This is a genomic window from [Clostridium] cellulosi, from assembly GCF_036762875.1.
Taxonomy (GTDB): domain Bacteria; phylum Bacillota; class Clostridia; order Oscillospirales; family Ethanoligenentaceae; genus Ruminiclostridium_D; species Ruminiclostridium_D cellulosi.
This window is the reverse complement of sequence record NZ_JBAIZF010000006.1, coordinates 19,420-39,284: the sequence shown is the minus strand read 5'-3', so window position 1 is coordinate 39,284 and position 19,865 is coordinate 19,420. Positions and strand designations below refer to the sequence as shown.

Genomic DNA, 19,865 nt, shown 5'->3' with positions numbered 1-19,865 from the left:
TAAGCAGGGGTATAATGTTAATTGGTTTCATAAGGTCATGGAGGACTTATGTCAAAAGTAAGAAATCAAAACATATTCCCTATTGTTTTTCTTGTAGCGCTGTCCTTAATCGCCGAGATTTTTATATTCAACTTTAGATATTTTCAGGAAATATTCTCGTATGCTGCACATAAAACCATTGGGACAGCGGAATTTTCCAATCTCAATAACTGCAGGATAGGGCAAACAGGTATTACAATACAAGACGGTTCCGAATTTTATATAGACAATCCTGAAACTTCAGTAAAATCAATAAAGCTCATTACTGACGGCTCAGGGTCCTTTAATGTCTCAGTAAGCTATACCGACGAAAACTTCTCACAATCAGAACAGGACGCTGGAATTTGGTCATATTATCCGCATATTGAGAGTTCAAAATATATACGCCTTAACACCTTCGGAAACTGCAAAAGCTTAAAATTCACATTTTCAAGTACAATCGGCAGGCCGGTGATAAAATCAGTTGAGTTAAACTCTCCGTATTTTCATTTTAGCATATCGCGTTTTGTAATATTTCTGTCCATATTGTTTTTAATATACGCCGCCCGTCATACACAGTTGTGGAACTATAGTGTCGGCAGCAAAAAATATCTGGCGGGAACTTCGCTTTGCATTATTTATTTCGCCGCAGCCATAATCTGTGCGAAGCTTCACGTAAACTATGGACAACTGCCGTTTAACAGAAATATAAGCATGTCCAGCGATATATACCAACTGCTGACGCAGGCGTTCAGCAATGGGCAGGCCAGCCTAATGGTTTTTCCTCCGGAAAAACTGCTTAATCTTACCAATCCATATGACCCCAGCCTTAGGGATTTCGATTATCTTTTTGACAGTTCGTTTTATAACGGGAAATACTATTGCTATTTCGGCATAACACCGGTTATAACCCTTATGCTGCCGATAAAATTGTTGACCGGGGTCTATATCTCATCCTCATTTGCATGTTTTCTTTATATTCTCCTAATGCTGTTCGCAGGCCTGTTTTTATATTACAACATTGTCATGAAGTGGTTCCCCGATACTGGGTTTATGCCGTTTTTGGCGGGTGCAATCGCCCTTGTGTTCGGTTCGGGGTTCTTCTGGCTCATCGCCCGGCCCATGTTCTATGAGCTGGCTGAAACCTGTGCGATCACCTATCTGTTTCTGGGGCTTGCGTTTGCTGTATTATGTTCCCGGGAAAATGCCTACAAATCTTTGACCCTTTTCGCTTCCGGCCTTTCATTTGCCTTGATGGTCGCTTCCCGTCCGACATTCGTTTTCTATATAGCGGCATCTATCCCGTTGATACTCCCTCAGATTATCAAAAAGGCCGGAAAACTGGATTTAAAACGGATGGTATGCTTCCTGACACCGCTCGCCGTATTTGCGATAATCCTGATGGTTTATAACTACGTGAGATTCGGTTCGCCTTTCGACTTCGGCCAAAAATACCAGCTCACGGTCAGTGACATACGTCTTAACAAGCCGACGAACCTCGCCATACTGCCAACCGGTATCTACCATTACTTTTTCGCGCCGCTGGATATCGATATGACTTTTCCGTTCTTCCATGTTGTCCAAAGGACTCCCGACGTCTCCTCCGGGTATTACTTTAACTTTCCCTGCGCCGGGCTGTTCAATTATCCTATTATGCTCATACTCTTCGCTTCAGTATATATAATCAAGCGCATGGGCAAGGAAAGGCGCTGCCTTAAGCATTTCACCGCCCTGCTGATTATTATTGCGCTAATTATAACCTATCTCGACATTACGCTCGCCGGCGTGCTTGAGCGCTATATGCTGGATATTACCCCCGTCTTTATGATTGCGTCTCTTATCCTGTGGTTTGAGACGCTTACTTATTTCGAAAGGAAAGGGGCAAAGCGCCCTACCCAGCGGCTGTTTTTTATCATATGTGTAGCAACCGCCGTAATATCGACCCTTGCGACGTGCCTCGGTGAAAATGATGTTCAAGCTGCTTTAAACCCAGTGCATTTCCAGAGGCTTTCCTCGCTGATAGAGTTTTGGAGATAATAAACGGCAAGCTCAGGCTTCCGCTCAGCCGCCATAGGCGGCTGAGCTAATTTATTGCTAAACTATCAGACGGCAATGGTGTTCCAAAAATGCTGTCCGGACGAAACAGGGCCTTAAAAAACTGGGACTGTTTAAAAACAGTCCCAGTTTTTTTATTCAAGCGTATCTATTTCCATGTTCGCGCAGGCATTGAGCTCAGGCCCTGCCGTGTTGCCAGCTAAAAACTCGTAATAGCCTTGACTGCCGACCATAGCGCCGTTGTCTCCGCACAGTGACAGCGGCGGCATATACAGGCTGCAGCCCCGCTTTTTGCACTCAGCTTCCAGCCGCTCCCTTAGCCCCGAATTGGCTGCCACACCGCCGGCGACGGCGATTTTTTTATATCCGAATTTATCCGCCGCCATCATAAGCCGCTTCGACAGCATATCGACGACTGCCTGTTGGAATGAAGCGGCCACGTCGTTTTTATTTATCTCAATGCCCTTTTGCTGAGCGTTGTGGACACAATTTATAACCGCTGTTTTAAGCCCGGAAAAGCTAAAATCATACGGCGAGCCTTCCACCTTCGGCCTTGGAAAATGTATCGCTTCGGCATTGCCTTTATGCGCTGCCTCGTCCATAAACTTGCCGCCGGGATAAGGGAATCCGAGGGAACGTGCGGCCTTGTCAAAGGCCTCGCCCGCGGCGTCGTCCCGCGTCCGGCCGAGCACTTTGAAACTGGTATAGGATTTGACCTCCACTATATGGCTGTGGCCTCCCGACGCCACAAGGCATAAAAAGGGCGGCTCAAGCTCCGGGTGCGCAATATAATTCGCCGCGATATGGGAACGCAGGTGATGAACGGGAATCAGCGGCACGCCGAGCGACAATGCAAGCCCCTTGGCGAAATTTACCCCGACAAGCAGCGCGCCAATAAGGCCCGGGGCATAAGTAACCGCTATGGCATCAATATCCGAAAACTCACAGCCGGCGGTTCTTAATGCCTCCTTTGTTATTTGGGCAATAACCTCCGTGTGCTTGCGGGAGGCTATCTCCGGCACCACCCCGCCGTATATCCGGTGTATCTCTATCTGTGACGAAACAATGTTTGAAAGCACATGCCTGCCGTCCTCAACTACCGAGGCGGCTGTCTCGTCGCATGATGATTCGAAAGCAAGGATTTTCAAAAAAACACTTCCTGTAATTTGAGTTTACGTCGCAAGTCTTAATAATACTTTGTCATTATCAAGGCGTCCTCTTTGGGCTCATCATAAAACCCCTTGCGTATTCCAGCCTCATCAAAGCCCGCGCGCCTGTAAATGTCGATCGCCACCACATTTGAGCAGCGGACTTCAAGCGTTAGCAGAGCAAGACCTTTTTTTCTCGCGTAATTGTCAAGCTCATTTATAAGAGCGGTCGCAATGCCCCTCCTGCGGTAGTCGGGGTGAACCGCGATGTTAGTGATGTACCCTTCATCAATTATGTGGTGCATTCCGGCGTATCCAACAGTTTTGCCGTCAATGACCGCTACAAGAAAAACTGCAAGCGGGTTTGAAAGTTCCTCGGCAAGTGCCTCAAAAGACCAGGGTTTCGAAAAACTGAGCTTTTCGATTTCTGCAATCTCCTCGATATGCCTTGCCTGCATTTTGACAATCTGCGGGCGTCGCAAGTGGTCGTCCATAAAACAAAGCCATTCCTTTCAACGCTTTATTATATCATTTAAAGCGGCAAGAATCTGGTCCCTGCACGCTCTGTAAACATTTATATCCCCGCCGAACGGGTCCTCAATGCCCCCGCCCAGTACCCTTATCTTATCCTCGGCTTCGGGGAACAGGCCGATAAGCGCCTTCGCGTGAGAATCCGACATGCAATAGATTTCGTCGCTCTCTTCAATCAGCCTGCGGGTGACAAGACGCGCTTTGTGCTGGCTTAAATCGGCGCCGAGTTCTTTTACGGCTGCCATCGCATTGTCAGAGGCGGGCGAACCGGTATACGCCGCTATACCCGCGCTGGAGGCGGATATATCGGTGATATTGCGTTCTTTTAGCATTTTATTAAACAAAACCTCGGCCATAGGGCTTCGGCAGGTATTACCTGTGCAGACAAATAAAATCTTTTTCATAGCCACTCCATTTTGCAAAAAGCAATAATTGAAATTCAGCCTTTAGCAGCGTACCATGAATCGCCGCAGTGAACATCTGCTTCAAGCTTTACGGACAGCTTCATCGCGGCTTCCATTTCCTCGCGGAGTATCTTCCCTGCGCGCTCCGCTTCCTCTTTCGGCGCCTCGACTATAAGCTCGTCATGAACCTGAAGAATCAGCCTTGACTTCATATGCTCCGCCAACAGCCGGTCGTGCACCCTTATCATCGCGATTTTGATAATGTCCGCTGCGGTGCCTTGAATCGGGGTATTGCGCGCAACCCGTTCCCCGAAAGACCTTATGTTGCGGTTTGAAGATGCAAGCTCCGGCAGATTGCGGCGGCGTCCGAGCAGCGTCTCCACATAGCCTTTTTCATATGCGCTCTTGATGACATGCTCCATATAACTGCGGACACCGGAAAACTTATTTAGATAGCCTTTAATGTAGCTGTCGGCCTCTTTAACCGAAACGCCGATATCCTGAGACAAGGAGAAGGCACTAATGCCGTAAACTATGCCGAAATTGACCGCCTTCGCGCGGGAACGCATAAGAGGTGTCACCATACTAAGCGGCATATTAAACACCTGAGAAGCTGTGAGCGTGTGTATATCAACCTTGTTGTTAAAGGCGTCAATCATGGCCTTGTCGTTTGCGACATGGGCGAGTATCCGCAGCTCAATCTGCGAATAGTCCGCGTCGACCAATACGCAGCCCTTTTCCGGAATGAAGAAGCGGCGCAGTTCCCGCCCTACTTCGCTCCGGACCGGTATATTCTGCAGATTCGGCTCGGTGGAGCTTATCCTTCCTGTGCGGGTTTCAACTTGGTTAAAGTTTGTGTGTATGCGCCCGTCGCTGGCTATTACCTTTACAAGCCCGTCAGTATAGGTTGACTTGAGCTTCGACAGCTGGCGGTACTCCAGCAGAAGGTCAATTACCGGGTGATAGCCGCGCAGGCCTTCGAGAACCTCCGCGTTGGTGGAATAGCCCGTCTTTGTCTTTTTCTTTGCCGGCAGCCCCAACTTTTCAAAAAGGGCCATTCCGAGCTGCTTCGGTGAATTTATATTAAACTCATATCCCGTATATTCATAAATTTGCTTTTCTATCTCTTTTAGCTTTGATTCCAGCGCCTCGCCGTAATTCTTTATACCCTCGGCATCAACCTTGAAGCCGACTGTCTCCATCTGGGCAAGGACACCGGCAAGCGGCAGCTCGACGTCATAATAAAGCCGTTCCTGCCCGTTTTCCTCTATCTTTTTTGACATTACAGGATAAAGGGCACGCACTGCAACAGCGGTTTTTGTGGCCTCAACAACGTCCTCAATGAGGCCGAAGGGGCAGTCGGCCGCCGGTGGGGTTACCCCTAATTTTGCGCAGAGTCTTGACGGCTCATATGAATTTGAGAGAGGGTCAAGCACATACCCCGCCAGCATTGTATCGAACGCGGCACCGCGAAAATCATATTCCGATTTAAGGCACTTCGCGTGTATCGGCTTTATGTCATGGGTGCGCTTTTTTATATTTTCATCTTCGAAAAATCCCTTTAAAAATTTATCATAACCTTTTGTTTTTTCCGGCAAAGCCACTTGGACATCTTTGTCGAACGCAAAGCAAAGAGCGGCAATCTCGCCGCCTATTACGGCTGAAAAGTCGGCCTCTCCCGCCTTTTTCAGGCGCGCGAGCAGCTTTTCTCCGTCCTCGGCGACCTTAACCGGCACGGTTTCGGCCGACAATACGGCCTCTATGACCTCCGGCTCCTGCTGAAGCCCCAATTTTTCAATCAGCTTGTAAAACTCAAGGCGCCGCAGCAGTTTATATAGTCCTGCGTTATCAGGTTTTGCCATCTTCAGCTTGTTTATATCCGTTTCAACCGGTGCATTAGTGCGGATTTCGGCAAGGTCGCGGCTCATAAAAGCGCTGTCGCGCCCCGCCTCAAGCTTTTTCCTTAGTGAATCGCGGATTTCAAGCTCCGGCAGATGGTCATAAATATACTGTACTGTCCTATAGTCTTGAATAAGCTTCAATGCGGTCTTTTCGCCGACCCCGGGAACGCCTGGAATACGGTCGGAGGTATCGCCCATCAGCGCCTTTACTTCGATAAGCTCCCGCGGCTCGACACCATAGACTTCATGAATTTTCGCCACATCGTAAATAGTTGTTTCCGGCCTGCCGCCCTTTGTGCCCGCAAGCATAACTATGGTTTTATCGCTGACGAGCTGCAGGCTGTCCCGGTCTCCTGTAGCAAGGACGCACTCGTCCCCGCGCTTTTGGCAGGCAGCAGCCTCGGTGCCTAATATATCGTCCGCCTCAAAGCCCTCGGCCTCAAGCCTTACAATGCCCATTTTGTCAAGAAGCTCCTTTAAAATCGGCACCTGCATCTGGAGCTCATCCGGCATCGGCTTTCGCCCGGCTTTATATCCGTCGTATTCATTATGGCGGAAGGTGGGAGCGGCAAGGTCGAACGCCACCGCCACTGCGTCGGGCTTCGTTTCGTCGAGCAGCTTGTTCAATATGTTTACAAAACCGTAAATGCCGTTAGTAAAGAGACCGTCCCTCGTTGAGAGCAGTTTAATGCCGTAGAATGCGCGGCTGAGTATGCTGTTTCCGTCAATTACAAGAAGCTTCATCAATTTCTCCTTTTTTCACTTTAATTAAAATCCGCTGTCTGGGCAGCAACGGGCATAGTGGAAAAGAAACTGCTGTGCTATGCCGCCGTACTTCGCGAATTCCTCCGGAAAACCGTTGGGATAGAATCTGGCAAGAACACGCTTGACCCAAACGTCTATAGGAAATGCGTCAAGACGCCCGCAGCCGAAAAGAAGCACGCAGTCCGCAACCTTCGGCCCGACGCCTTTTATCTTCATCAGTATCTTTCGCGCGTCGGCAAGCGGTATGTAAGTAAGTGCGTCAAAATCAATTTCACCGCTCACGACGCGCCTTGCCGCGTCAAGGATATACCTTGCCCGAAAACCGCTTCTAAGCGGCGCAAGGTCCTCCTCATTAAGTGGGGCCAGACGCGACGCTTCAGGGAAAGAATACTCGTTTTCCCCTATTTTGTCTCCAAAATTTTCGCAAAGCCGGGACACAATACCTTTTATGCGGGGAATGTTGTTGTTCTGGGATATTATAAACGAACACAGCGTTTCCCACGGTTCCTGCCTTAAAATACGAATCCCCGGGGCAAACTTTATCGCCTTTTTCAGCACCGGGTCGGCAGACAGGGCTTCCAGAACCGGTTTATAGTCCCGGTCGAGGTCAAAATATTTCCTAAGCTTCGGCTCCATAGCCTTCTCGGCGCCCGATATACACAGCCAGTCCCCGTCCTTTTTTACTTCCAGGCTTCTGCCCAGCGCAATACCTTTCCATATGCCTTCGTCAATTTTATCCCAGCGGAAACACTGTCCGCAGTCAAACGTCACATCAGGGTCAAAGGCGTTTATATCAATCTTCATTATATATCTATCTGAGTCCATTTTAAGTTAACCTTTCGGGGCCAATTTTGCCTATACAGATATATAATATAATTTTAAACTCAAATAGTCAATTGCAAGATGAACCTCCCACAAGGGCTGACGCTTTTTCGAGAATTGTTTTCACCGCGCTGTATTCTTTCTCGGGGTATATTACAGCTTGTATATTTTTCTTTATTGATAATGTACGCTTTCGCCCGATATCCTCTTCTGCGCTCCCGACTATCGCGTAATGGGTTATACCGGGGTTTAGCATTCTATCGAAAACGTCCATTGTTCTGTCCTGTTCGAGGCTGCACCCCAAAAATAGGACGCTTTTCTTTGAAAAGACCGCTTCCAGCTCTCTGACAAGGGCTCCCCCTTCCCGATAGCAGAAGTCATACCGTTCCCCTGTCAAAACAAGGCGGTCAGGGCTTTCTATGTCGCCGTGCAGTTTAAACAGGCAAGGGCAGTTTATCCCTTTTAGGGCGTCGCTGAGCAGCCCGCCCTGTGGAGGATGGCCCACCGCTTTAAACCGCTTGCCCCTCAGCTCATATACGTGCTCCAGTGTCCTGTCAAAATTGGTAGTCAGCACAAGGCCTTCAAAAAGCTCCGGCAGTATATACACCGCCTGATTCTTTAAAGCTCCTATTGCCTCAGGAGACTTGAGTTTCTGCTCCCCGAAGGCCTCGATGATATCCTGACGGAACTTGTCCCCGCGGCTTTTCTCGATTATCCCCGCCGCTTCCTCGTAATTTCCGTTATCTAATAGCGACTGCACCTTCGATTTTTCGGCGGGGTTAAGATTTTGCGCCGACTGGTTCAAAAAATCTTTCCAGCATGGGTATAGAAACGCCGAAAGGCCCGCGCCGACAAAGGGCACAATCCTGCTGATATCATCGCAAAGGCGGTCAAAAGCGCTCCTGTTTTCCGCCGAATAAGCCATTATTTCCTCAAAATCTAACGCCGCCGATTCCTCCTTATGCCGGTTACTATTTTACAATATAACACGCCTGTCTAAAATTATTCCGTCGAAACTTCCGGCATGGAGTGAAACAACTTGTGCATATATATGCCTATGTGGGGGTGCTGTTTATGCCGAGTGATTTTGATTATAACCCGACCTTGGGAAAGATGTATGCGCAGACATTTGCACTTAATTATAATGTCCCGCCGGAACAGCGGCTGTTTTATTACGCGGACGGACAAGACTGCACAAACTTTATCAGCCAGTGCGTCTGGGCGGCTTACGGCGGATGGATACCCGGCTTTACTGAAAATATAGTAAAGAAAAATGCGGATCGCATATTAAACGATGTGCGGCAGGTAAGGGGCATATGGTACGGCTCAAAAAGCAATATAGGCTCGAACCGCTGGTGCAGAGTCGAGGAGTTCTTCAGTTATGTCACCGACACAGGAAAGCGGCTCGGCCCTATGGCGCAGCAGATTGCTGAGGGCGACTGGTCGAGCATTGACCCCGGGATAATACTTGAAGGTGATGTTATTCAGCTCGTAGTAACTACTTATATTCCCGACAGGTACGGGCACGGGCTTTATGTCACCAAAAGCGGCCCGACATGGGACGATGTGCTCATCTGCTGCCACACCGACGATAAGCTCGACGAGCCCCTCGGCTGGTTTGCGCAGTTCCCTGACGAATACAAGAAGTTAAGGATTTTGAGATTTACAAAGGGCAGATTCTTAAATTAAAAATTTTACAGAAATAATAATCTCATCGCAGATAATACTAATCTTGCGCCGTTATTGCGGCGTTTTCATGGACATTCACCATGATAAAAGGAGGTCTTGCCCTATGGGTAGGCGTTCAATTATGAGCGATAAGCTTAAATTTGAAATTGCCAAAGAACTGGGCGTCGATGATAAAGTCAGAAGAGAAGGCTGGGGTTCCGTTTCAAGCCGTGACTGTGGTAACATGGTCAAAAAGGCGATTGAAATAGCGGAACGCAACATCGGACAATAGACCTCGGAATTCTCCGCACCAATAGGTGCGGAGAATTTTATTGACAGCATAGATTAACGTGTTAATATATTTGTAATAAGTAATTTCCAAATATATAAAAAGCGAAGTGAACTGTATGGAAAAAGACATCAAAAAACTCATATCTCAGATGACGCTTGAAGAAAAAGCCGCAATGCTTTCCGGAAGCGACAGCTGGCATACGGCAGCGGTTGACAGGCTCGGCATACCGTCGGTTATGATGGCGGACGGCCCTCACGGATTGAGAAGGGAAACCGGAGTCCGGGGCGAAAGTTACCCTGCTACATGCTTTCCCACTGGAAGCGCGCTGGCCTGCTCATGGGACAGGGCGCTTATAACCCGCCTTGGCTCGGCACTGGCGGATGAGTGCCGCTCTCAGGGCATTTCTATTATTTTAGGCCCTGCTGTAAACATAAAGCGCTCGCCGTTGTGCGGACGCAATTTTGAGTATTATTCAGAAGACCCCTATCTTTCCTCACAGACCGCCTCTGCGTACATTAAAGGCGTTCAGTCGAAAGGCGTTGGAACGTCACTAAAGCATTTTGCTGCCAACAATAAAGAAACCGACCGGATGACCACCGACACCGTAGTAGATGAACGGACTCTCAGGGAAATCTATTTTGCGAGCTTTGAAACCGCCGTAAAAGAAGCAAAGCCTTGGACGGTTATGTGCGCCTATAACAAATTAAACGGCGAATTCTGTTCAGAAAACCGGTACCTCCTTACAGATATTCTTCGTAAGGAGTGGGGCTTTGAGGGAATGGTGGTATCCGACTGGGGCGCAGTAAACGAGCGCGACGACGGTGTCCTCGCCGGCCTTGACCTTGAAATGCCGACAAGCTTTGGCGTCAACACACAGAAAATAATCGACGCCGTAAAAAGCGGCAAAATTCCGGCTGAAGCGCTCGACAGGGCGGTCGGGCATGTCCTGAGCCTGGTTTTGAAATGCATTGAGGCGAAAAAGTCTTTCCCGCATACAAAGACATTCACAGACAGCGAACATCACGCACTTGCCCGTGAAATCGCTTCGCAGTGCATGGTTCTGCTCAAAAATGACGGAACACTGCCGCTCAAAAAAACAGGACGCCTTGCGGTCATCGGGCAGTTTGCCAAAAAACCGCGCTATCAGGGCGGCGGAAGCTCACACATTCACCCCACCATGCTGGATATCCCTCTCGATGAGATAAAGAAGTCCGCCCCCGGGCTGACCGTTCTATATTCCGACGGCTATGACTTAAGCGACGAAACCGGTGCTCCCGACCCTGCGCTCATAGATGAAGCGGTAAAAACGGCTGAATCGGCGGACGCCGCCGTTATATTTGCAGGGCTGCCGGATTCCTTTGAATCCGAGGGCTATGACCGCCGCCATATGAAGATGCCCGACAGCCACAACGCACTTATCGAGGCCGTTTCAAATGTGCAGAAAAACACTGTTGTCGTGCTTTTTAACGGCTCACCGGTCGAAATGCCGTGGATAGGCTCGGTGTCGGCGGTACTGGAGGGCTATCTCTGCGGTCAGGCCTCTGGAGGCGCCGCGGCTGATATCCTGTTCGGCGATGTCAATCCCAGCGGCAAGCTCGCTGAAACCTTCCCGAAAAAGCTCAGCGACAACCCGTCCTACCTCAACTTCCCCGGAGAGAAGCCTAACTATGTGGAATACCGCGAGGGCATCTTTGTCGGCTACCGCTACTATGAAAAGAAGCAGATTGCTCCCCTATTCCCGTTCGGGCACGGCCTTTCTTACACAACATTCGAATACAGAGGGATAAAGACCGATAAAACTGAAATCGGCGACGGCGATACGCTCACCGTTCAAGTGACAGTGGCTAACACGGGCAAAAGGGCGGGCAAAGAAACCGTCCAGCTCTATGTTCGGGACGTCGAAAGCAGCATAATGAGACCCTTCAAGGAGCTGCGCGGCTTTGAAAAAGTTGAACTTGAACCGGGAGAAGAAAAAACCGTCAGTTTCACCCTTTCAAAACGCGATTTCGCTTATTATGACACCGAGCTCAACAGTTTTGAAGTCGAGAGCGGTACTTTTGAAATCCTCGCCGGCGGTTCTTCCGCGGATACGCCTCTTTGTCAGACAGTAGTTTACCACAGCGGCGCTGTCAGAAAGCCAAAGTACAACAAATTGACGCAGATAGGAGAAATTGCGAAAAATCCTGCTGCTACCGCACTTTTACAGGAGTTTTTGGCTAAATTCGGATTGAATATAGACATAAAAGCGCTTAGCCAATGGATTTACGAAATGCCGCTCAGGAATATTTACTTGACCGGAATAAATATCCCTCAGGAGGAATTCGACAACCTTATAAAAAAACTCAACCGCTTATAAAAAAAGTCCCGCCAAAAGGCGGGACTTTTTGGGTGGTCGGTAAAAACTAAATGCCTGATTTATAAGAACCCCCTGCAACCCTAAAGTTACAAGGGATTCTCTTATAATATAAGATCAGGATCCCATTGACCATTGATGAATTATAGTCAATACACTGTTTTATTTTCTCAACATTCTAAATCATCTTGGGGTTAAATTACATTATTCTTTCCAATATTTCGTGCAGTCATTGCTCCGCTTCATAAAACCGTAATCAATAAGTTCACGTCTTAAAGTCGCATAGTCAAATTCATAAATTGACTTTAATATAGCGTTAATTTCTTTTTCAGTATAAACATGATCTGCAATTTTTTGCAGCACTATTATCTTCTTTTTCGCTTTTGCGGGATATTTGGACAATTTTAAAAAAGTCCCGCTTAATAAGCGGGACTTTTAATTTTAATTTAGTGTATTCAATTTTGCGGCTTCGCTGAGGCTTTCGAATCCGGCCAGTAACGTAGTCATTCCGAGATACCAGTAGATATTCTGGACACCGTATCCCGGAATTCCTGCGAATATCAAGATAGCCGACAACATTTCAACAATACCCAGAATAACCATAAGCGGGATATTTACAATATCGAGCATGCGGGCATATGCGATTATCCGCGAAACCCCAGACAAAAACAGCGCTGCACAAAGCCCCAGCCGAAAAGTTTCGATTGAGCTTATCGTTGAGCCCATGGTGAAACAAACATAAGCATATAATGTACCTGAGAAAATCGCCATTACGACGTCAGCAACGCCGCGGCTATAGAATAGCGGGCGCAGAATTCCAAGCGAAAATACCGCTACTAAAACCCATCCTTCAAGCAATATAAACAAGCCGTTTAATAATGACAGCGGAATAAGCATAAAAAGTATCCCGGACAAAAACAATATAACGGCATAGGCAATATAATATTTTTTCTCCTTTGCTGAAAACGCGCGTGACCGCTCAACAATAAAAGATGAAGCTCTTAGCATAACACCCTCCTTGCGGCAGTTGCTGCATTAATATTATGTATACTCCGCAGGAAAGTTATGCAGTTTTATCGAATAAAAGGCAAATAAAACGATACTTGCAGTTTCGTCTGATAAATTTTAAAATTATTGTAGATTATCCCGCGGCATGTTGCCACAGCCGTTCGACATTAAGAAAGTACAGAGGCGAAATATTGTAATGAAATGGCTCTCACATCTTAAAACTATAAATCACCATAAAAGGCTCGTAATGCGTTATTGCTTCCGCGTCGGTTTGTATAAACAGGGGCTTTTGCACGATATGTCAAAATATTCACCCACAGAATTCTTCGTCGGCGCAAAGTATTATCAGGGAAATCAGAGCCCCAACAATATCGAGCGGAAAGTAAAGGGGTACAGCAGCGCGTGGCTTCACCATAAAGGGCGCAACAAGCACCATCTCGAATACTGGATTGACTATGCAGTGGACGGCGACAGGCAATTGACCGGTATGGAAATGCCCGTGAAGTACGTCGTCGAGATGTTCTGTGACAGGGTCGCGGCAAGCAAAACCTACCGCAAAGAGCTTTACAAGGATAGTGACCCCTACGACTATTACATGAAATCAAAAAGCCACTATTTACTCCATCCTAACACGAAGGCGCTGCTCGAAAAAATGCTTATTTCTCTCAAAGACAACGGCGAAGACGCCACCTTTTCGATGATAAAAAAAGAGATACTGCACAAATAATAAACGGGGCTGTGAAATTCTCAGCCCCGTTTAGATTTTATCAGAAACGGAAATCGCGTTTGCCGCTGACAGCAATATCTTCGATATGCCGTCTCGCTATCTCCCGTATCTTTTCGTTCGGAATTGTCATCAGTTCTCTCTTTATGACCTCATCACCCAGCGCTTTTGTCTCGGGCGTAGCATAGTCCTCAAGATATTCTTTCAATGTCATGAGGGCGTTTGGATGGCAGCAATACTGAATCTTGCCTGTCTTTGCAAGGCTCATAAAGCGGTCGCCTGTCCGCCCTTCACGATAGCAGGCAGTGCAAAAACTCGGAATATAGCCCAGCTTTAACAGCCAATTGATTACCTCGTCCAAAGTACGGGTGTCGCTGCGCTCGAACTGGGCGGTGTTTTCCTCCGGTGACTCTTTTTCAGCATATCCGCCGACACTTGTGCTGGACGCGCCGCTTATCTGCGAAACGCCAAGGCTGAGTGCGCGCTCACGCGATTTCGGGGACTCTCGGGTGGAGATAATCATGCCGGTGTACGGAACTGCAATGCGGATAACGGCGACTATTTTTGCAAAGATGTCGTCGGAAATCGCATTTTTGAAACTCTTCGGGTCGATGTCATCCGCCGGGCAGATACGCGGTACGCTGATTGTATGGGGCCCGACGCCGAACGTCGCCTCAAGGTGTTCTGCGTGCATCAAAAGGCCGACAAAGTCATAGCGGTACATATTAAGGCCGAACAGCACGCCTAACCCTACGTCGTCTATGCCGCCTTCCATCGCGCGGTCCATCGCCTCGGTATGGTAGGCATAATCATGTTTCGGGCCGACCGGATGGAGCTTCTCATAGTTGGCTTTATTGTAGGTCTCCTGGAACAGGACATATGTACCGATTCCTGCTTCCTTAAGTTTGCGGTAATTTTCGACGGTTGTTGCGGCAATATTGACGTTTACACGCCTGATGGCGCCGTTTTTGTGCTTTATGCTGTAGATAGTCTTTATGCTTTCCAGCACATACTCAATTGGGTTGTTGACCGGGTCTTCACCTGTCTCCAGGGCAAGGCGCTTGTGACCCATGTCCTGCAGCGCGGTTACCTCGCGGACTATTTCTTCCTGAGTCAGCTTTTTGCGCCTTATGTGGTGATTATTGTGATGATAAGGGCAGTAAACGCAGCCGTTCACGCAATAGTTTGATAGATATAGCGGGGCAAACAAGACAATGCGGTTGCCGTATATCTTCTGCTTTATCTCCATAGCCAGCTTATACATCTTCTCGTTTTCTTCCGGAAGGTCACAATCAAGAAGAACTGCCGCCTCCCGGTGATTAAGCCCTTTGCATTTGCTCGCTTTCTCGAGCAGGCTATTAATGAGGGCCTTGTTTCTCTTATTTTTCTCCGCGTATTCCAGTGTTTCAAGGATTTCTGCGTCGTCTATAAACTCTGTAGCCACTCTTGATTTTACATTATACATACATATTCCCCCCTGTTATTAGGCCTTTGTCAGAGCGGATTTGACTGAAACATTCCTTATCCTTCCGATTTTTCCTGTCAGCGCACTTATATCGTCGTTGCTCCCATCTACAATAAGTGAGATGACGGATACGCCCCTTTCTCTGTACGGGATACCCATTCTTCCGACTATAATATGAGCATATTCGTGAAGAACAGCATTAAGCTTTTCCACAGACCCTAAGTCTTCAACAACTATGCCTATTACGCCGAGCCTTTTCTCCAAAGCAGCCGCCTCCTTAAAATAAAAAACGCCTTTTCCGAAAAGAAAAGACGTTGATACTGCACATAAAGTTATGAGCCACGCCTTCCCGTTCGGAAATTTCTTCACGGTCAGATGCTGACATTTTAATCGGGAGGTTTGTTTAATCAAAACAGCTTAAACAAACGTCTGTAACATTAATTATACAACGGTCAATTATAATATTCAATACATTTGACGAATAAATGTTAATTGTTTAACAGAATTAATTTTCCCGTAATAGCACAAAAAGCCACGCTGAGCGTGGCTTTTTAAACTTACTTTATTATTCCGCCGTTTTTCAGCAGTGCTTTTAGCATCTTGACGGAGTTTTTATATGAGTCACTTGCGTCCTCCCTGTCGAGGGACGTTCCGTTAAAGGCCCGTATTGACAGATTGAGGTCGTAAAAGCCTGTCGGCATATCCTGTATCTTGAAGTCAGGCAGTTTTGAGAGCTTTACCCCGTATTGACCCGACAAACCGACATCCTTCAGATCCAGAAACATCCCTTGCTCTTGAAATCTCTTTAAAAACGTGTCATCCGTAATAAAGAGCGCCGTATCGGAACCTGCAATCTCAGCCATCAGCTTTGTCTGAAGTGCATACAAGACCTGCGCGTCTTGTTTTTGATTCATATTTATATAATCGCACCTGACAAACTTACGGCCATCCCTATTGAGATCGTCGGTGTATTTCGACAGCATATTTTCTATATCTGTCACTTTATCTTCCGAAAGAGTCACGCTGTCTGTAACCATTATGATTTCCATGTCGGGTTCAATGCGTTCTGCGCACTGCTTGACCATAAACGCGACACAGATAATCGCAAACACTGCAACTATTGTATGGATTTTATAATAGTACCAGAAATTAGACAGTTTCTTTTTAAACTGTTCCTTTGTCACCTTGTACCTCCCGCACATTAGTCCTTCGGTTTCATGGTCGGGAACAGCAAAACATCTCTTATTGACGGGCTGCCGGTAAGGAGCATTACAAGTCGGTCAATACCTATGCCTTCTCCGCCTGTAGGTGGCATGCCGTATTCAAGTGCAGTCAGGAAATCTTCGTCGAGCATTTCCGCTTCAACGTCACCGGCTTCGCGCTTTTTCATCTGTTCTATAAAACGCTCACGCTGGTCAATCGGGTCATTCAGCTCAGAATAGGCATTGCCCATCTCACAGCCGTTGATGAAAAATTCAAAGCGTTCAGTAAGTTCCGGACGGTCCGGCTTGCGCTTTGTAAGCGGTGAAACCTCAACCGGATAATCAAGAATAAACGTCGGCTCAATAAGTTTTTTCTCGACAAGCTCGTCGAATGTGGCATAGAGTGCCTCACCCCAAGTCTTGCCGTCCTCTATTTCAACACCGAGCGATTTGGCTACTTCAACGGCCTTTTTAGCGTCACCGCGGAACGAATCAAAGTCAACACCGCAGTATTCTTTAACGGCTTCAATCATCGTAAGCCTGCGCCACGGCGCTGCAAGGCTTATTTCCCTATCGCCGCAGGTGACTTTATCTGTTCCATTTACTTCTTTTGCAATATATGAAATCATTTCCTCTGTAAGGCGCATCATTCCGTGGTAATCTGTGTACGCCTCATAGAGTTCGATTGTAGTAAATTCCGGGTTGTGTCTGACATCAATGCCCTCGTTGCGGAATATACGGCCTATTTCAAAGACCTTCTCCATTCCGCCGACGATGAGCCTTTTAAGGTTAAGCTCTGTCGCGATACGGAGGTACATGTCGAGATTAAGGGCATTGTGATGGGTTATGAACGGACGTGCCGCAGCGCCACCCTGAATTGTACTCAAAACCGGTGTCTCGACCTCAATATACCCGCGCTCTTCAAGGAAACTGCGCATAAGGCTTATGATCTTGCTGCGCTTTACAAATGTATCTTTTACCTCAGGGTTAACAATGAGGTCAAGATAACGCTGGCGATAGCGCGTCTCGGTATCCCTAAGCCCATGCCATTTTTCCGGCAGCGGGAGAAGCGATTTTGAAAGCAGCTTCAATTCATGTGCATGAATAGAAATCTCGCCGCGGCGTGTTTTGAATACCTCACCTTTTACGCCGATAATATCGCCTATATCCCACTTTTTGAATTCAGCAAAGTTCTCTTCCCCGATATCGTTAATTCTGACATAGACCTGCATTCTGCCTGTCGAGTCATGCACATCGATAAAATTCGCTTTGCCCATATCGCGGCGGCTCATGAGCCTGCCGGCGATACTGACTTCCTTGCCTTCATATTCCTCGAACTTTTCGCGGATATTGCCGTTTAATGTATCGCGGTCATAATAAGTTACCTTATATGGGTCTTTTCCAGCTTCCTGCAGTTCCTTCAGCTTTTCGCGCCTTATCCTTATAAGTTCACTTAAGTCCTGCTCGTTTTCTTCCATTGTATTGTTGTTGCTATTGTCCGCCGCCATTTGTACCTCCAACACCGTTCCAAAAAGCTTTATTACTTCGCTATTTCTAATATCTTAAGTTCAATGATTCCGCCAGGAGTTTCAACCGAAACAGTCTCGCCTACTCCATGGCCAAGCAGTGCCTTGCCCACCGGCGATTCGTCTGAAATACGGTTTGCATCTGGGTCTGCTTCCGTTGAACCAACTATGGTATAAACTGTTTCCTCGTTAAATTCCACGTCGAGTACCTTTACCTTCGAGCCCAGCGCAACCTTATCTGTAGTTATCTCATCATCGTCAATAATCTTTACGTTTTTGAGCATAGACTCGATCTGCATGATACGGGCTTCCACCATTGCCTGCTCGTTTTTCGCTTCGTCATACTCGCTGTTCTCTGATAAGTCGCCGAAAGACAGCGCTACTTTTATCTTATCTGCAATTTCTTTGCGCTTTTCTGTTTTCAGCATTTCGAGCTCTTGCTCAAGCTTTTTGAGACCTTCGTCAGTCAGAACAACCTGTTTCGACATGTCTATTCTCCCCTTCGGCTATTTAATCAACTGCATTTTTTTAATCTAAGCATCAGCAATTCATTAAAGACTGGAAACCTCGCAGAAATGTTATATTTAAATCGGCTTTTCAGTATTTTGTGCAGCAAATATTTAATTAAAGCGCCTGCTGCTCTCAGCGGCGCCTTAATTCAGATAATGGTATTATATTAAAATTGATTGTTACTGTCAAGTCCGTTTTCACGGTAGATGCCTTTTGACAGGCCGCTGTATATACAAGCCTGTCACACTAATTATTTATGCCGCCTAATACTATTTTATTATAGGGTTTAGGAATTTGCGCGGTGATTCAAACAATTTTCTGATTACATTTGCAGCAGCGCCTTTTATCGCAGCTTCATCGCCTAACTGTGAAAAAGCAATCTTCACATCGCTGCCTGAATATTTAATGCTGCGATTCTTTATTTCTTCCTCTAAAACCGGCATAAACATTTTTGCAAGCCGCGTTATTCTCCCATTTAAAACAATGAGCTTTGGTGAAAGCGTATTTATGATATTCCCAACTTCTATGCCGATATACCGAATACTTTGTAAAATTTCTTCCTTTGCGTCGCTGTCGCCAGCTTGAACTGACTGCAAAAGCTCTTCAAAGTTATTTACATGCTGCGTAATGCGCTGGTCTGCTTTGCGCTTTTTATAACGCTTCAGCACTGCCTTCTCCGACGCCAACGCTTGGAGACATCCTCGGTTGCCGCATGAACAAAGCGGACCGTCCGGTTCGATTGTTACATGCCCGAATTCACCGGCAAATAGCCCAGGTCCTTTGAAGACTTGATTATTATTTACTATGCTGCCGCCGATGCCGGGGCCGATATAAAGATAAACAAAATCGCTTACCCCGCAGGCAAGGCCGCACCAGCTTTCGGCAAGTGCCATAGACCTGACATCGTTTTCAACAAAAACGGGCAGTCCAGTGGACTTGTTTAGCATTTCTCCGATTTTAACATTCGACCAGCCGAGGTTCGGGGCGAAAACCATAACGCCCTCGTCACTGTTGACCAGTCCGTGAGTGGATACACCTATGCCGACAAGGTTTTTGACATTTGCTTTCTCCTTTGCCTGCATAAGCAGTTTAACAGCGAGGCTGACAACTTCTTCAGGGCTTGCTCCGTTAATTGGCGCCTTGAATACGCTGAGCGTTTCAGCCTCAATATTAGAAACAGCTGCCGTGACTGTGTCAGAATTGAGACATATCCCGCCGAAATAGCAAGTATCCTTTTTTATTGAAATCAGGACAGGCTTGCGGCCGCCGTTTGATTCGCCACGCTCAGTTTCCTCAATTAGTCCCAGGTCGATAAGCTCCGAAGTTATATTGGAAACAGTTGCAGGCGTAAGCCCTGTTCCGCGCGCTATTTCAGCACGGGAGATTGCTTTTTCAACTCTGATTTTATTCAATATGCAAGCTGTATTAAGGTTTTTTATCAGTTCAAAACTGCCTGTAAGCAGCTGTTCCATA

General features: G+C 47.2%; 19 protein-coding genes. 5 read left to right on the top strand and 14 right to left on the bottom strand.

All coding sequences use genetic code 11. From position 1 onward, the window contains the following. The first annotated feature begins 48 nt into the window (after positions 1-48). On the top strand, positions 49-2,055 hold the full coding sequence (locus V6C21_RS02460) for a hypothetical protein (protein WP_479268248.1): 2,007 nt from the start codon (positions 49-51) through the stop codon (positions 2,053-2,055). Positions 2,056-2,207: 152 nt separating this feature from the next. Here the strand turns inward: V6C21_RS02460 and tsaD are convergent, their stop codons facing one another. From tsaD to V6C21_RS02430, 6 genes are all read right to left on the bottom strand, one after another. Further along, positions 2,208-3,221 carry a tRNA (adenosine(37)-N6)-threonylcarbamoyltransferase complex transferase subunit TsaD gene (gene tsaD, locus V6C21_RS02455; protein WP_479268247.1) on the bottom strand — a complete coding sequence of 338 codons (1,014 nt, stop codon included), beginning with the start codon at positions 3,219-3,221 and terminating at the stop codon, positions 2,208-2,210. Between the two features lie 38 nt (positions 3,222-3,259). Continuing rightward, positions 3,260-3,715 carry a ribosomal protein S18-alanine N-acetyltransferase gene (gene rimI / locus V6C21_RS02450; RefSeq protein ID WP_045085118.1) on the bottom strand — a complete coding sequence of 152 codons (456 nt, stop codon included), beginning with the start codon at positions 3,713-3,715 and terminating at the stop codon, positions 3,260-3,262. A gap of 18 nt (positions 3,716-3,733) precedes the next feature. After that, a complete protein-coding gene (locus V6C21_RS02445) occupies positions 3,734-4,156 on the bottom strand; it encodes a low molecular weight protein arginine phosphatase (protein ID WP_034841080.1) in 423 nt (140 codons plus the stop codon). Between the two features lie 35 nt (positions 4,157-4,191). After that, positions 4,192-6,801: a DNA polymerase I gene (polA, locus tag V6C21_RS02440; RefSeq protein ID WP_479268246.1), complete on the bottom strand. Its 2,610-nt coding sequence runs from the start codon at positions 6,799-6,801 to the stop codon at positions 4,192-4,194. A gap of 24 nt (positions 6,802-6,825) precedes the next feature. Next, entirely contained in the window at positions 6,826-7,647 is an 822-nt protein-coding gene (locus tag V6C21_RS02435; RefSeq protein WP_479268245.1) for a DNA-3-methyladenine glycosylase family protein, read from the bottom strand. A 67-nt stretch (positions 7,648-7,714) separates the two neighbouring features. After that, positions 7,715-8,569, bottom strand: a complete 855-nt coding sequence (locus tag V6C21_RS02430) for an SIR2 family protein (RefSeq protein WP_045085116.1) — start codon at positions 8,567-8,569, stop codon at positions 7,715-7,717. Between the two features lie 149 nt (positions 8,570-8,718). On the opposite strand from V6C21_RS02430, the gene V6C21_RS02425 reads away from it, so the two are divergent. The 3 genes from V6C21_RS02425 to V6C21_RS02415 all read left to right on the top strand — a co-directional run bounded on the left by V6C21_RS02425 (position 8,719) and on the right by V6C21_RS02415 (position 11,960). Continuing rightward, positions 8,719-9,333, top strand: coding sequence for an amidase domain-containing protein (locus V6C21_RS02425; protein ID WP_034841074.1), 615 nt, complete (start codon positions 8,719-8,721; stop codon positions 9,331-9,333). Between the two features lie 103 nt (positions 9,334-9,436). Continuing rightward, a complete protein-coding gene (locus V6C21_RS02420; RefSeq protein WP_034841073.1) occupies positions 9,437-9,604 on the top strand; it encodes an alpha/beta-type small acid-soluble spore protein in 168 nt (55 codons plus the stop codon). 115 nt (positions 9,605-9,719) lie between these two features. After that, positions 9,720-11,960: a glycoside hydrolase family 3 C-terminal domain-containing protein gene (locus V6C21_RS02415; protein ID WP_479268244.1), complete on the top strand. Its 2,241-nt coding sequence runs from the start codon at positions 9,720-9,722 to the stop codon at positions 11,958-11,960. A gap of 201 nt (positions 11,961-12,161) precedes the next feature. On the opposite strand, the gene V6C21_RS02410 is transcribed toward V6C21_RS02415, so the two are convergent. Together V6C21_RS02410 and V6C21_RS02405 are read right to left on the bottom strand one after the other, a co-directional pair. Continuing rightward, complete coding sequence (locus V6C21_RS02410) at positions 12,162-12,359, bottom strand: DUF2087 domain-containing protein (RefSeq protein ID WP_045085114.1); 198 nt, start codon at positions 12,357-12,359, stop codon at positions 12,162-12,164. Positions 12,360-12,398: 39 nt separating this feature from the next. Continuing rightward, positions 12,399-12,965: a hypothetical protein gene (locus V6C21_RS02405; RefSeq protein WP_034841070.1), complete on the bottom strand. Its 567-nt coding sequence runs from the start codon at positions 12,963-12,965 to the stop codon at positions 12,399-12,401. A gap of 196 nt (positions 12,966-13,161) precedes the next feature. Between V6C21_RS02405 and V6C21_RS02400 the strand changes: the two genes are divergently transcribed. Continuing rightward, positions 13,162-13,692: a DUF5662 family protein gene (locus tag V6C21_RS02400; protein WP_479268243.1), complete on the top strand. Its 531-nt coding sequence runs from the start codon at positions 13,162-13,164 to the stop codon at positions 13,690-13,692. Positions 13,693-13,732: 40 nt separating this feature from the next. Here the strand turns inward: V6C21_RS02400 and hydG are convergent, their stop codons facing one another. From hydG to V6C21_RS02370, 6 genes are all read right to left on the bottom strand, one after another. Beyond that, positions 13,733-15,154 carry a [FeFe] hydrogenase H-cluster radical SAM maturase HydG gene (gene hydG, locus V6C21_RS02395; protein ID WP_034841067.1) on the bottom strand — a complete coding sequence of 474 codons (1,422 nt, stop codon included), beginning with the start codon at positions 15,152-15,154 and terminating at the stop codon, positions 13,733-13,735. An 18-nt stretch (positions 15,155-15,172) separates the two neighbouring features. Continuing rightward, positions 15,173-15,418 carry a TM1266 family iron-only hydrogenase system putative regulator gene (locus tag V6C21_RS02390; protein WP_479268242.1) on the bottom strand — a complete coding sequence of 82 codons (246 nt, stop codon included), beginning with the start codon at positions 15,416-15,418 and terminating at the stop codon, positions 15,173-15,175. Between the two features lie 293 nt (positions 15,419-15,711). After that, positions 15,712-16,338 carry a hypothetical protein gene (locus V6C21_RS02385; RefSeq protein WP_034841064.1) on the bottom strand — a complete coding sequence of 209 codons (627 nt, stop codon included), beginning with the start codon at positions 16,336-16,338 and terminating at the stop codon, positions 15,712-15,714. A 17-nt stretch (positions 16,339-16,355) separates the two neighbouring features. Continuing rightward, positions 16,356-17,864, bottom strand: a complete 1,509-nt coding sequence (lysS, locus tag V6C21_RS02380) for a lysine--tRNA ligase (protein WP_034841062.1) — start codon at positions 17,862-17,864, stop codon at positions 16,356-16,358. Between the two features lie 32 nt (positions 17,865-17,896). Next, complete coding sequence (greA, locus tag V6C21_RS02375) at positions 17,897-18,376, bottom strand: transcription elongation factor GreA (RefSeq protein WP_479268298.1); 480 nt, start codon at positions 18,374-18,376, stop codon at positions 17,897-17,899. 285 nt (positions 18,377-18,661) lie between these two features. Continuing rightward, a complete protein-coding gene (locus tag V6C21_RS02370; protein ID WP_479268241.1) occupies positions 18,662-19,864 on the bottom strand; it encodes an ROK family protein in 1,203 nt (400 codons plus the stop codon). Position 19,865: the final 1 nt, after the last annotated feature.

Bases quoted from the DNA above. Each gene is read 5' to 3' on its own strand.
- V6C21_RS02400 (WP_479268243.1), top strand. From the start codon at position 13,162: ATGAAATGGCTCTCACATCTTAAAACTATAAATCACCATAAAAGGCTC.
- V6C21_RS02370 (WP_479268241.1), bottom strand. From the start codon at position 19,864: ATGGAACAGCTGCTTACAGGCAGTTTTGAACTGATAAAAAACCTTAAT.
- V6C21_RS02445 (WP_034841080.1), bottom strand. From the start codon at position 4,156: ATGAAAAAGATTTTATTTGTCTGCACAGGTAATACCTGCCGAAGCCCT.
- lysS (WP_034841062.1), bottom strand. From the start codon at position 17,864: ATGGCGGCGGACAATAGCAACAACAATACAATGGAAGAAAACGAGCAG.
- V6C21_RS02425 (WP_034841074.1), top strand. From the start codon at position 8,719: ATGCCGAGTGATTTTGATTATAACCCGACCTTGGGAAAGATGTATGCG.
- polA (WP_479268246.1), bottom strand. From the start codon at position 6,801: ATGAAGCTTCTTGTAATTGACGGAAACAGCATACTCAGCCGCGCATTC.
- V6C21_RS02435 (WP_479268245.1), bottom strand. From the start codon at position 7,647: ATGGACTCAGATAGATATATAATGAAGATTGATATAAACGCCTTTGAC.
- V6C21_RS02460 (WP_479268248.1), top strand. From the start codon at position 49: ATGTCAAAAGTAAGAAATCAAAACATATTCCCTATTGTTTTTCTTGTA.
- rimI (WP_045085118.1), bottom strand. From the start codon at position 3,715: ATGGACGACCACTTGCGACGCCCGCAGATTGTCAAAATGCAGGCAAGG.
- V6C21_RS02420 (WP_034841073.1), top strand. From the start codon at position 9,437: ATGGGTAGGCGTTCAATTATGAGCGATAAGCTTAAATTTGAAATTGCC.
- hydG (WP_034841067.1), bottom strand. From the start codon at position 15,154: ATGTATAATGTAAAATCAAGAGTGGCTACAGAGTTTATAGACGACGCA.
- V6C21_RS02415 (WP_479268244.1), top strand. From the start codon at position 9,720: ATGGAAAAAGACATCAAAAAACTCATATCTCAGATGACGCTTGAAGAA.
- V6C21_RS02405 (WP_034841070.1), bottom strand. From the start codon at position 12,965: ATGCTAAGAGCTTCATCTTTTATTGTTGAGCGGTCACGCGCGTTTTCA.
- V6C21_RS02430 (WP_045085116.1), bottom strand. From the start codon at position 8,569: ATGGCTTATTCGGCGGAAAACAGGAGCGCTTTTGACCGCCTTTGCGAT.